Below are 13265 nucleotides of genomic sequence, written 5' to 3'. Positions count from 1 at the left end.
CATATCCGCGCGGCCGGACTCGTGGGCCACTCCGTCAGACGCCGAGGGCCACGCAGTGGCGCAGCAACGGTTCGAGACAGAGTTCATTGTCCTTTCTGTCGAACACCTGCAACGCATCAAGGAATGTGACGATCCAGCGCGCCTCGTCCTCGTCCTCGATCTTGAGCGCCACCGCCGTGATCGCGCTGTCCACATCGAACAGCCGGTCCTCGAACTCGTCCTCGATGGCCCGGTACCCGACGAGGACCTGCTGGTCCGTGTACAGGCCGGTCGACTCGGCAAAGGCGCGGGCTTCGGCGGTGTTCATCCGCATACCCGCCAAACGACGCAACACCTCGTCTGCATCCCCCAGTTCAACGTGCAGACCGTGTGCTCGGCCGACGAGGAGGGGCCAGCCACCGGTCAGCTCGTGGAGGCGGTCAAGGCGGTCTTCGGTCTGGAACATGTTGACGCGCTGAGCCCAGCCGCGCAGGCTGCGGCGATCATGGCGGCGCAACACCACCGGGGCGGCCGAGGTGGGTTCGGTTCCCGTCAGGAGCGTGCGCCACAGGGGCAGGTGGGTGGTGTCGACCACGAGGACGACGGCGCGCGTGACTCCCGCGGTCACGGGCAGCAGCGTATCAGCGAGGTCAAGCGCCTCCCGGCAGGTCTCGGGCCGTACCGGCTCCCGGTAGTTGACGAAGTCACTGATCACGACCCGTCGTTCGCGAGGGCGTCCGCCCGTGAGCTCCTGTTTGTAGACGCTGCGCCTGCCGACCGCCGGAAGTGTCCAGCCGTCGATCTGCCCTGCGACGGTGCGCAGCGTCCAGGCGACGTCCGTGACTCCTGTAGCGGGCGTACCGAGGACAACCCTGGTCCGATTGGACCGCTCGCCCAGCAGATCGTCCAGCTGGGTATTGGTCAGCGGCGCGGACTGGCCGTCGGGGAGCTCGGGGCGGCCCTCCTGGACGATGCTCTCCTGCAGTTCGCAGTCCTGTTCGGCCCGGAGCAGGCGAGCCTCCACCTCGTGCGAGGTACCGATCATGCGGAGCGCGTTGGGGCCGCGCAGGTGCCATCCCAGCCCGTCGTGGTTGGGTGCGAGGACCCCGAGACCGACCATCTCGGAGAGGTAGGCACGGAAACCCTCCGTGTCGAGCTCCGCGAACCCCTTGCGCCAGTAGGTCTCGCACTCCTCACGGAGCTCGGTGTCACTGAGCCGCACCTCCAGGCCGCGGTGGCGAGCGTGGTAGGCGAGGACGTTGGCGATCACGTCGTAGCGGTGGTCGAGGCTCAACGTGTCCTTGAAAACCGCCGAGATGCCGTCTCGGAGGTCGGCATCCGACTCCACGACCTCAATGTCGGCCTCTTCCACCTTGTAGGGAGGGCCTTCGGCTCCGCGCCGCACCCGTTTGCGGTGCATCACCTCGACCAGTCGGTGCCCGAACATCTGCAGCAGGAAGGGCTGGTAGGAGCAGTAGCCGAGCACCCGGTTGACGAGATCCAGGTCCTTGAACTCGAAGCCGAGTGCCCGCATCGGCTCGACCAGCAGTTCGGCCGCGGACTGCGGAGCCAGCGGGCCGATCACCTTAGGCGTCTGTGCGAGGTGGCCGAACGGCCCGTTGCTGGCAAGTTTGGAGAAGCGCTGCACGGAGTGCAGTCCGGCGAAGACGACCTTGGCCCGGTCCTTGGTGTCGGAGCCGAGGCCTTTGAGCTTCTTGGTCTGGTCGAAGCGCGGGGCGTCAGCCTCGAAGAACTGGTCGCACTCGTCGAGCAGGATCAACAGACGGCGACGTGAGTCACCGTCCAGCCAGGTGCGGATGCCGGCGCGCACGCGCTCGGAGATCTGCTGTGGATTCGGGGTCTTGCGCCCCTGGGGGCGACCGTCGAGCACCTGGTTCTCGGACAGTTCCCGATCCAGTACGCTCCACAGCCTCTCCGGTCCGAACGAGCTGCCCTTGCCGATGTTCTCCTGATCAAGATTGACGTACACGGCCTGGTGGTAGCCGGGACGTTGTTCCGTGAACCGTTCCCCGGCGTCGGCGAGCAGCGCCGACTTACCAAGGCCCCTGCCACCGTAAATGACCTGGGTGCCGCGTGGATCAAGGATGCTCTTGCGTTCGGCGTCACGGCCGTAGAACATCTCACCGCCGATGCGCCCACGCTTCTCCCTGATGTACGGGTTGACGCCGGAGAAGGGCAACAGTGTCTGCGTGGCAGTGCTGACCTGGCGGTTGCCGCGAGCAGCAAGATAGGCAATGGCCGCGTCGTCCACGACCAGGAGCGGCTGCAACCGATCCGAGCCGACCGCGAGTTCGACCCGGGCCTCAACGCTCAGCGTGCCGAAGTAGATGACGACAAGGCTCGCATCGCTCGTGTCACGCTCCGCCCAGCTCATGACCACCTTGGCGGGGGGCCTGCCCCAGACCATCATCACCCGCAGATTGCCTCCGTGCTCCACGATCTCCGAGCCGAACGCGGGAGCTTTCGCCCTGCCGTTGATCTCCACGCCGATGGCCTCGAAGAGACGGTATTCCCGCCGGTGCTGGGAGCGTTCGTCGAGCGACCTGGCACTCTTGGCGTCGTAGCCCAAGAGCTTGAGAAGCGGCGGTACCTGCCGCTTCGGAGCAACGTGGAGACGGTCCTTCGGTTCGGCGGCGGCCAGAGCGCGCCACTCGTCGAGGGCATCGGCCGCGAGTGCCGCCTCGTCGGTGGAGAGGCCTGCGTAGTCCAGGACGGGGAGCGTCGGATGCTCTCCGCCAGACCGGAGCAGGTGCACGAGGTCGTGGTCGATGCCTCGTGGCAGCCCGTGGGGTACGCCCGGGAAGAAGTCGGGCAGGTGGGACTCGCCGCCCTCAATCTCCGGGACCTGCTCACCGATCTCGAGGAAGTACACGAGGTCGGCAGCGGTGGCCAGGTCGTTCGTCTCCAAGCGCCGCAGGACCTGAAGACGCTCCTCCGCGGTGTGGTCAAGCGCGTCGAGCCGGGCACGGATCCGATCAGCCGCCTGCTGCCGGAAGGCGGGCAGATCACTCCTTACCTTGTCGAGCGCCCGGCGCACATCGACCAGGTCGTAACGGGCAGTGCCTTCGAGACGGTCGTGGGCATCGGCCAGCAGCTCCTGCAGACCCAGGTCCTGGTCCTCGGTGACAGCACCGTCCGCCTGTGCGCGGTGCAGTTCGGCCACGAGCACACCGCGTGCCTCACGCAGTTGCGAGCGCCGTTCGACCTCCAGGTCGTCCATCCCGGTGTGTTCGAACGCCGCGAAATCCTCGTCCCCGGCCGCGGGAAGCAGCCGCCGACCAGCCAATTCGACGATGATACGGGCTGCTCCGAAAGCATCGCGTGACAACCGTTCTGCCATGGCGTCCTGCCACGTCCGGTCGACCGCTGCGAGGAGTTCGTCGAGCGTCGGCTCTGCGTCAGAGGTGTCGCACACCTTCAGCAGTTCCGCGTGCAGCACGATTTCCGGGTCGATGGCGGCTCCGGAACGCGTGATCGCGGATTCACCGGCCAGTAGGGCGAACAGGTCCTCCATCGAGGCGCGTGCAGCCCAGGCCGTGGCGGCCGAGACGGCGTCCGAGCTCCGCGTCAACTGCTCCAGATCGGCCAGCGCGGCCGCTCTTCCCTCCAACAGGGAGCGGCGCAGGGCCGACACCTCCTTGGCCGCACGATTGACGTCGGAGCGATCGCCACGGCGGGTACCGTCGACCAACAGGCACCACTCCTTGACCAGGCCGACAGCTCGCTCGACCAAGTGCACGAGGTCCTGCCGTCCGGAGCCTTGCAGCGGCTTGCCGCTGGACGGGCGGTGCTTGCGGTCCATGCGATCGATCTCGTTGCTGATTTCGGTCAGCTTCGACAGGCGCTCGGCCTGCTCGCGCACCTGCTGCATCGCTGCGCGATTGTCGCCGGCAACGGCCGTGAGCAGTGCGCCGAGCATCCCGTCGCCAGGGGCCAGCCAGCGTTTCGCGATCTCCGTCGCGCGTGCGAACCGCAACCGCTGAGGCACGAGGAGGGACCGGCTCTGATCGCGCAGCTCTCGCAGCCGTACCTCGGTTTCGGACGTATGGGCAGCGAGTGGAGAAGCCATCATGAGCGCGCCGCTGAGGGCGCGGTCGGCGACAACTGTGGCTGCCTCCCCGAGCGTGTCCGGAAGCCGGGGCACCAACGCCTTGAGCTGGGCACCTGCCGAGTGGTCTCCCGTGATCAACGCAATGCGCAGCAGGGCGGGGAGCAGGAGCAGTTCACCGCCGTCGGCGTCCCGGCCGGCGTACCGGCCGTACTCCTGGAGCAAGTCGGTCGTCAGCCGAGCGGTCTGACTGTCACCAGAGGTGAGCAATGCGGCGGCGCCTGCCAGGCGGAGCGCCGCTATTTGCGACTCGGGCGATCCGGCGGCCTTCGCCAAGTGGTGCGCCAGGCCGAAGCGACGTTCCGCGATGAGTTGCGCCAGGGCTTTCTCGGCCGGACGGTCGCCCGTGCAGCCGCTCTCGGACAGGGCTGCCTCGTGTGCAGCTGCATCGTCGGCCGCACCGATCGCAGGTTCGACGGTCCCGGGGACAGGTGCATCCGTGATCGTGCCGGGCGCCGGACCGGTGTCGGCGTGGCGTGCTGCCTGTACGCCCGTGCCACCGTCCGGCTCGGGCACCGCTGTCCGGGCGACCGAAGCTTCTCCTGACGGGGAGACGGTGGGGGAAGTTGCCTTCTCGGCGGGGTGGCCGACGGTTTCTTCTGCGGGGTCGGGTTGTGGTGCGGCCGTCGGCTCCACGGTCCCGTCATCCACCTCGGGCCCGGGCTCGGCGACAGCGACCTCCCCGGTCCCAGCAGGCGCGCGGACGACCTCCTCCGGCTGGGACAGCATCAGCTCAGGAGCCAAGATCGCCGCCATGGCACACGTGGGCAGGACACGCACGACCTCCTCCTGCAGCGCCAGGATCTGAGCCGCGGCGTGGGCCTGTCGCCCCAGCTTGACCAGTTGCACCAAGGCGGCCAGTGCGGCGCTCTCCTCCCGCTGCGCCTCCTCCCACGCTGGTGTGTCCAGCAGACGTTGGGCCGCGCCGCGGGCCGCCTCCGCGGCCGCTCCGGCAGCAGCAGAGCTGCCGGGACGGGAGACGAGGTCCTGCAGTTCGAGGAGTGATGTCCGCGCCAGGGCGTCGCGCTCATGTGCCGCTCGGTGTGTGCGTGCGGCGCGCGCCAAGTCTTCGAAACGGCGAGGCACCCCGACAATCCCCACCGTGCGGAACACCTCCTCGACGCTGTCGAAAGCAACGCCCAACGCGGTCAGACGGTCAAGATCCTCGTCCTGTGGAGGACAACCGTCCGCGACCCTGGCAGCGACCCTCTCCGCGGCCTGCCGGGCGGGGACGAGGTCCGACTCCAACTGTCGGCAAGCCAGTTCCGGATCCGTGCTGCCGTCCGTTCCCCCAGCGTCGGATACCGCCTCGGCCGCCTCGTCGGAGGCATCCGGGTCGGGTGCCGCCGTCTCGGACGGGCAGGCATCCGTACTCGATATGGCGTCAACAGCAGAGCGCGCGGGCGCTCCGCTGCCAGCACGCGGCGGCCCGTCGTCTTCGGTCGGCCGGAGTGTGAAATCCGGATACTCCGCGACAACGGAATGAGCGGCTGCACCGACTGCGGCGAGCAGAGTCGCTTCCTTGTCGTCGACCGCCTTCGCCAACCAGTCCCGGTCCGCCATCCAGGCAAGGACGTGCGCATCGGCGACAGACGCGTTGCACCACGCGAACACCGTCGCGCGAACGAGCGTCGCGCCCCACCGGGTGACAGGGTCAGGAACCGTCTTGCTGTCCTGCGCGAAGACGAAGTCGCCGACCTGGTTGATCACGGTGGCCGTGAGCCGCTGGGTCCCACATGTGCAAGCGTGCTGACGCGCTTCCCGACGCAGTCTGGCGAGAACGTCCCGGCACAGGGCCTTGCTCACCCGCCGAGGGGCAGCCATTCGGATGCTCAGACTTCCGAGCAGGAGCTGTCGCTCCCGAGGCGGCAAGGAGTTGAAGGCCAACTCCACCAGGTCAGCCGTGAGGTCGCTCAGCGCCGCGATGGCCGGATGTTCCAAGGCGTTGAGTGCGTCGGCCAAGCCCCCGAGTTTCTGGACCGAGACGCTCGGGGGAGACAACGGTGGCTCCGTGACGACGTGGTAGCGATCCTGCATGTACGCATGCTCCGTTCCTGTTTCTGCGGGCATCGAGAAGGAGGTGAAGGAGGGCCACGGCCCCGTTGCGGGGCACGCAAAGCACACAGATCAGCGTCCTCGTGTGTGCTCGGTGACGAAGGTGTACCCGTAGGGGAGTTCCCAGCCGTCTGCCTTACCGAGCCGGCGGCAGTGTTCCCGGAACGCCGCGCGCTGAACGTCGCTCGGGCAGTGGTCAGGCCGAAGACGGCGCAGATGACCGGGAACGAACTGGACGCCTCTGAACTCGTCACCTGTCGATTCGTCGCCCGCCCACAGACGTATCAGTCGTGGTTGGGCCGGGCGGTAGCCGATGAGAGGGATGGTCGGCTGTCCGTCACGTGGTGGAAAAACCGGCTGCCCCCAGGCATCTCGGCTGCCGAGAGCCGGTTCCAGGATTCTTCTCGCGAGCAACTCTGCGACTGCCGATTCAAGAGCGTCGACCTGTGACCGGGCCGGCCGACACCCGTAGACCGCGCTCGGTAGGACCGATGGATCCATCAGCGCATGACCGTCCAGAGTCAACAGACCGCAACGACGCACGGTACGCATCACCAGATCCTGCGGGCCGAGCCCGACTGCACTGTCACCGTGGCGGTCGCTGCCCGGGACATCTTCCCTGGTGAGCACGCGGGGGTCGTACCAGTGTGCGGTCTCGCGATCACCGATCCGCACCGGCTCCTTGAGCGGCGTCGTGGCAAGGTGGATCACCGGTTCACCACGGCGCAGCCGCAGCTCGAGCACAAGTCCGGGGAAGAAGCCGTCGGGCCAGGTTATTCCGGTCAACCGGCCGGCATCGTCACCGAGTTCGGCGACGACCTCCTGAGCCGCGCTTCTCGCGTCCGATGCCTGGTCAACATGTTCGAGTTCGAGGCACACGGTGACAGGATCACCATGATGCCAGCGGAGTTCCTCGACGGCGAATGGATGCACGGGTACCCATCCGTCGATGAGCTGGGCCAGCCGGAGAGGCGTCCGCCACACGATCTCCTGCACACTGCTCCGCAGAAGTTCGGTCGCACTGAGTGATGCGTCGTCGGCCAATGGCGCATCGACCGGCACCGGGAGCGTTCCGGGCTCCAACTCCGGTTCCGAACGAGCGGGCAATGTGGACGCCCAGCCGTTTCCGGCAGGGACGAGGGGATCTCCGGATGTTTCCCCGTCGCCAGGATGACGCGACCGCCACACGCCTCCGCCTTCGAAGGCGTCGTCAAGCGTGATGCGGGAGCCGTTGTCGAAAAGACCCTGTTCGCTGTCACCTCGGACGATGTCCGCGAGCGCCACGTTCGCCCTGCACACCGCGGCGGCGTACCCCAGTCCCCTGAGGAGCTCCGTCGCCCCCGAGAAGGCGCGGAGACGTGGTCCGACGGCGGTGTACACAGTGACCGGAGTCGTGAAACCGTAGCGGCGCTTCCCTGGGATCGCCGCGCGCTCGAGTGCTGCGGCGAGTGACCTGAGGTCGTCTCCGCCCAGGGGCCCTGTGTCCTTCCAGCAGTCAGCGAGGGAAGTCCGGGTCATGGCGTAGTCACCCCAAAGGCGCACGGCATCACTGGAGTTGAGCACATCCCGTACCGTTCCGAGGAGGCCGAGCAGCCCTGTCCGCAGGTCCGGGTCACGTGTGCCACCCACCAGCGTGGCAAGGGACACCGGGACGTAAGGGCTCAGCAGTTGCTCACGTGCCGTGGTCAGGAGGTGGTCCGCATAGGCTGTCAGTTCGTCGCGTCGGGCCGCTGTCGCCGAGGAGTAGCGGACATCCACGAGGACATGCCCGTCCTCGTTGATCCAGCGCCGCCGTGTGCGCAGACGGTGGAGTTGGGCCGGTGACAGGCTCAGAGCCGGACCGAAGGCGTCGGGGTCCGGGACCAGGAGTTCTCTTCGCAGTGGCGTCGACCCGTCTCCGGGCTTCCCTGGGCCCTCGGCTCCTGCCGGTGCCCCCGATACCCATGCCGGCACGTCACCGAGTGCACCGATCTCCGGGTGCGCACCCTCTCTGTAGACGATCTCGGCGTACAACGGGTCCGACCCGGTGGCCACACACACCATCGAGCCGACCGGGAGCGCCGGGGAGCGCTCACCCGAAGTGATCACCGGAAAGTCGTCGAGGCGGAGCGGGCTTCCGCCATAGCCGTCACCGTCGAGGTCGTATCCGAAATACACGGCGTTGAAGGCCACCGTGGTGTGCACGGGCGCCCGGCGAACCGCGACAACAGCCTCGAGATAGCGTCGCAACCGCTCGCGTTCTTCGGCGGGTACGGCCTCGTAACCCTTTGTCATGGCGGGGGTCAGCAGCGCCTGGTCACCGTATGGGTCAGACACCTGCAGCTTGCCCCGGGCCGTCGGTAACTCTTTCTGCCCCCATGTTTCGTCAACCGCCGTTGGCACATCCGGCACATCCGGCACATACGGATCCCCACCCATGACACCTCCGCCGGGCCTCGGTCCGCTGTGGCCCGAGGCTCGGTAATCTCCGCAGGGTATGCCGACCTGGAACATTCCGGAAGCGGTTTCGTCACTTTGTGATGATCACCAGTGACCGAGTTGGTTACGAACGTTCGCCTCCCCACTCCGACTCGCGTCGTGGGAACCGAACGCGTCAAGCCCGGGTCGGTCGACGGGCTGCCGCCCGCCTCCGGCGCGCTTCTCCCGGCGGGGAACGGAAACGGAAAGGGCCGGACGGGCCTTGCGGCCCGCCCGGCCCTCCCTGGGGACGATGTGTGCGCAGGCTAGCGGCGGCCGGTCCCGTCCAGTTCCGGAGCGCCGTGCGTGCCGTCCTGACCGCCGCCCGCGGCGACCGCGGGGCTGCCGCCCCGCGGGCCGGTGGCGCGGTCCGCGTGGCCCGGCCACCAAGCGGCGTGCCCGATCAGCGCGGTGAGGCTCGGCGTGAAGAACAGCGCCATCACGAACGCCGCCACCACGATGCCGAAGGCGATCGCGAAGCCCATCTCGGTGAGGAAGGAGTTGCCGGAGAGCATCAGCGTGGCGAAGGTCGCCGCCAGGATGAACCCGGCGGAGGCGATCGTCGGGCCGGCGTGCCGCAGCGCCTCGGCGGCGGCCTCCCGCGGGGCGCGGCCCTCGCGGGCCTCCTCCCGCAATCGCGCGATCATCAGGATGTTGTAGTCCGTGCCGATCGCCACCACGAACAGGTACATGATGATCGGCAGCATGAAGATCAGCCCGCTGCCGCGGCCGAAGATCAGCACCGTGGCACCGAGCGTCGCGCCGAAGCCGAGGGCCACCGAGGCGATCAGGTACCAGGGGGCCACCACGCTGCGCAGCAGCAGCCCCAGGATCACCATGATGAGGATCGCGGCCACCGGGAAGACCGTGCGGTAGTCGTGGTTGACCGCCGCGTTGATGTCCCGGTAGATCGACGAGGTGCCGCCGACCACCGCCTCGGTTCCCGGCGGGGCGTTGTCCTTGGCGGCCGTGCGGACGTCGCCGACCGCCGCGATCGCCTTGTCACTGGCGCCGGAGTACTTCAGCGTCAGGTTGAACAGGGCCGTGGTGCCGTCCTTGTTCAGCCCGGTGCTCCGGTCGAAGCTCGCCGTGGCGACACCGTCGACCTTGGCCAGCTTGTCCTTGTACGCGGTGAAGTCCACACCGGACAGCGACTTGCCGTCGGTGCTGGTGAGGAAGACCGAGGTCGGGTCGGCAGCACCGGCGGAGTACGCCTTCTGCATGCTGTCCTGGACGACCATCGACTCCTTGGTCTTGGGGATGGACCCGGAGGCGAGGTCGTAGTCGGCCTTGTAGCCGAGGGTGCCCAGCGCGAGCAGCACCATCACCAGGCCGGAGACGATCGCCACCAGCCCCGCCCGGCTGCCCAGCATCCGGCCGATCGAGGTGAAGCGGGTGCCGGACGGCTCCTGGTTCCACTTCTTGCCCGGCCAGAACAGCGCCCGCGGCGGGATCAGCGAGCAGATCGCCGGGAAGAGCGTGAGCCCCGCGATCAGCGTGACCGCGACGAGGATGGCCAGGGCCGGACCCAGCTGGGTGAGGAAGCCCAGGGTGGACAGGGCCAGCGCCAGGAAGGAGATGATCACCGCGCCGGCCGCCGAGGCGATCGCCTCACCGACCCTGGTGACGCTGTTGATCATCGCTTCCTTGGGCTCGTCGCCCAGCCGCAGCCGCTCTCGGTAGCGGAACATCAGGAACAGGAAGTAGTCCGTGCCGACGCCGAGCACCACCACGATCAGCAGCGCGGAGATCGAGCTGTTGGCCTGGAGGCCGAAGAGCTTGGTGGCGTAGGAGATCAGGCCGTTGGACGTGGTGAAGACCAGGCCCATCAGGATCACCAGCGGCATGATCGCGACCAGCGGGGACCGGAAGATGATCAGCAGCGTGATGATGATGATCAGCAGCGAGCCGACCAGTGCGACGGCGTCCGAGGTGTTGCCCGCCTCGGACTGGTCGAGGTTCTGCGCGGCCGAGCCACCCACCTGGACTTTCAGGTCGGTGCCCTTGGCGAGGTCCTTGGAGTCGGTGCGCAGCGCCTTGGCCGCGTCGGCCTGCTTGGGCTGCCCGTCGGACTTCTTGTCCATCTGGACGTAGGCGGTGGAGAACTTGTGGTCCTTGGACTCGCTGCCCGCGACGACCTTCTGGACCTGGTCGATGTGCTTGCCGCCGAGGCCCTTGGTGATCGTGTCGATGTCGGCCTTGTCAGCAGCGGTCAGCGGGCCGTTGTCGTTCCGCTGGTAGAGGACGATCGCCGACGGCGTGAACGCCGAGGGGAACGCCTTCTCCTGGAGGTCCATCGCCTTGATCGACTGGTAGCTGCTGGGCAGGAAGCTGCTTTCGTCACTGTTGGACGGCAGGCTCGGTGCGGTGGCGACGATCGCGACGGCTGCGACGAGCCACGCCACGATCGTCCATACGGGATGGCGGACGACGGCGCGTCCGATGCGGTGGAACATGCGGTGCTGCCTCCATGGCAGGACATATCACCGCCACCCTTTGGAGCGGTACCCGGGTATCGGCGACCCGGACGGCGCGCACGCCGACCGGAGATTGTCATATGGGCGGGTTGTGAGCCAGATCCTACTTGCCGCCCGGCTAGGGGCAAACCGCCACCCCGGGGCGACCGCCGTCCGCACCGGGCCGCGGCGAACGGGACCCCGGTATGAGTACCCCGGTCACATCGGCGGGAGCAACCGCTTTTGCGGCTTGCCCATGGCGTTGCGCGGGAGTTCACCGAGAAAGCGCACCCGGCGGGGCCGCTTGTGCACGGACAGCCGGCTGGCGACGAAGTCGGTGAGCTCGGTGGCGCTCACCCCGTCGGCGACCACGTACGCGACGATCTCCTGCCCCAGGTCGGTGTGCGGCGCGCCGACCACCGCCGCCTCGCGTACCGCCGGATGGGCGAGCAGCGCGTTCTCCACCTCGCCCGCGCCGATCCGGTAGCCGCCGGACTTGATCAGGTCGGTGGAGGCCCGCCCGACGATCCGGTGCGTGCCGTCCGCGTCGACCGCCGCGATGTCGCCGGTACGGAACCAGCCGTCGTCGGTGTACGACGCCGCGGTCGCCTCCGGGCGGCCGAGGTAGCCGTCGAAGAGGGTCGGGCCGGTGAGCTGGAGTTCGCCGATGCCGTCGGCGGACTCGGCGATCCTCGTGCTGATCCCCGGCAGCGGGGTGCCGACCGCACCCGGGTGCCGCGGGCCGTCCGCCCGGGCCGAGACGGTGATCAGCGACTCCGTCATGCCGTAGCGCTCCACCGGTTCACGGCCGGTCAGCCGGGCCAGCGACTCGAAGACCGGCACCGGCAGCGGCGCGCTGCCCGACACCAGCAGCCGCGCCCCCGACAGCGCCCGCGCCGCCGCCTCGTCGCGCACCACCCGGTGCCAGACGGTGGGCACCCCGAAGTAGAGGGTGCCGCCGGCCGCCGCGTACGCCGCCGGGGTCGGCCGGCCGGTGTGCACCAGGCGGCTGCCCACCCGCAGCGCGCCGAGCACGCCCAGCACCAGGCCGTGCACATGGAACAGCGGCAGCCCGTGCACCAGGGTGTCGTCCGCCGTCCACTGCCATGCCTGCGCCAGCGCGTCGAGGTCCGCGGCGATCGCCGCCCGGGAGATCATCACGCCCTTGGGCGGGCCGGTCGTCCCCGACGTGTAGAGCACCAGCGCGGGCCTGCCGCCCTCGTCGTCCGCCCCCGCCCCGGCACCCGCCCCGCCGTCGGCCCGCTCGGTGAAGTCCGCGCGCTCGGCGAAGTCCACCGCGACCACGTCGGCGCCGGAGTCCCGCAGGACGTGCGCCCGCTCGTCCGGCCCGGCGTCCGGGGCGAGCGGCACCACCGGCACCCCGGCCAGCAGCCCGCCCACCACGGCCGCGACCGTCTCCAGCGACGCGCCCGCCTCCACCGCGAACGCCTCCCGCCCGGCCACCCGCCGTGCGACCGCCCCCGCGGCGCCGAGCAGTTCCTCGTAGCTGCACGCCCTGCCGTCGACCCGCAGCGCGTCGGGGCGGTCCGGCCCCTCCTGCAACGCGGTGAGCAGCGGCACCGATGCCATGGGAATCCTCCTACTGGACGGTCCAACCCCCGGGAGAACCGGGGGGTTAGCCCCAGTGTCGCCCACCCGCCCCGCCTCTACGGTGGCCTTCATGGACGCCCGCGACCCGGAACTCAAGAAGGAACTCGCCGCCACCCTGGAGGCGCGCAGGACACTCGGCGACGAGTACGAGCCGGCCCTCGTCGACTCGTTCATGGAGAAGGTGGCCACCCGCGTGGACAGCCACGTCGAGCAGCGGGTGCGCCGTGAACTGGCCCAGCAGCAGACCTCGTCGGCGCGCGCCGACCGCCGCCCGATCGGGCCGCCGCAGGGCAGCCCCCGCTTCGCGCGCTACGGCTTCGCCGGCTTCACGATGATCGCGGCCATCCCGCTCTCCGCGATCGGGGCGGTCAACGCGGGCACCACCGGGCTGCTGATCACCTGGGCCGGCATCGTGGCGGTCAACGTCGCCCAGGGCATGGGCAGCCTCTTCACCAGGGACCGCCGCCCGCACGACGAGGACGAGTGGAAGTAGGGGAAGCGGGGGCCGCCGGGGGCCGCGGAACCGGACAGCGGGTGCGCCGCGCCGGATTCCGCGAGCTGGTACGTCCACGTCACGT

5 protein-coding genes are annotated in these 13265 nt (G+C 68.9%); 1 reads left to right on the top strand and 4 read right to left on the bottom strand.

The annotated features are described in order from the left end of the window. Nucleotides 1-34 precede the first annotated feature (34 nt). The 4 genes from WA788_RS02835 to WA788_RS02820 all read right to left on the bottom strand — a co-directional run bounded on the left by WA788_RS02835 (nt 35) and on the right by WA788_RS02820 (nt 12666). Nucleotides 35-6070: a hypothetical protein gene (locus tag WA788_RS02835; RefSeq protein WP_335971112.1), complete on the bottom strand. Its 6036-nt coding sequence runs from the start codon at nt 6068-6070 to the stop codon at nt 35-37. Nucleotides 6071-6235: 165 nt separating this feature from the next. Then, complete coding sequence (locus WA788_RS02830) at nt 6236-8581, bottom strand: hypothetical protein (RefSeq protein WP_335971110.1); 2346 nt, start codon at nt 8579-8581, stop codon at nt 6236-6238. Nucleotides 8582-8886: 305 nt separating this feature from the next. Continuing rightward, nucleotides 8887-11076 carry an MMPL family transporter gene (locus WA788_RS02825; RefSeq protein WP_335971108.1) on the bottom strand — a complete coding sequence of 730 codons (2190 nt, stop codon included), beginning with the start codon at nt 11074-11076 and terminating at the stop codon, nt 8887-8889. A 219-nt stretch (nt 11077-11295) separates the two neighbouring features. Next, a complete protein-coding gene (locus tag WA788_RS02820; RefSeq protein ID WP_335971106.1) occupies nt 11296-12666 on the bottom strand; it encodes an AMP-binding protein in 1371 nt (456 codons plus the stop codon). 91 nt (nt 12667-12757) lie between these two features. Between WA788_RS02820 and WA788_RS02815 the strand changes: the two genes are divergently transcribed. Further along, a complete protein-coding gene (locus WA788_RS02815; protein WP_335971104.1) occupies nt 12758-13180 on the top strand; it encodes a hypothetical protein in 423 nt (140 codons plus the stop codon). The last annotated feature ends 85 nt before the right edge of the window (nt 13181-13265 follow it).

This window comes from Streptomyces sp. CA2R106, from assembly GCF_037034245.1.
Taxonomy (GTDB): domain Bacteria; phylum Actinomycetota; class Actinomycetes; order Streptomycetales; family Streptomycetaceae; genus Actinacidiphila.
The sequence above is the reverse complement of the archived record's forward strand: the minus strand, read 5'-3'. Positions and strand labels throughout refer to the sequence as shown.

Bases quoted from the DNA above. Each gene is read 5' to 3' on its own strand.
- WA788_RS02820 (WP_335971106.1), bottom strand. From the start codon at position 12,666: ATGGCATCGGTGCCGCTGCTCACCGCGTTGCAGGAGGGGCCGGACCGC.
- WA788_RS02815 (WP_335971104.1), top strand. From the start codon at position 12,758: ATGGACGCCCGCGACCCGGAACTCAAGAAGGAACTCGCCGCCACCCTG.
- WA788_RS02830 (WP_335971110.1), bottom strand. From the start codon at position 8,581: ATGGGTGGGGATCCGTATGTGCCGGATGTGCCGGATGTGCCAACGGCG.
- WA788_RS02825 (WP_335971108.1), bottom strand. From the start codon at position 11,076: ATGTTCCACCGCATCGGACGCGCCGTCGTCCGCCATCCCGTATGGACG.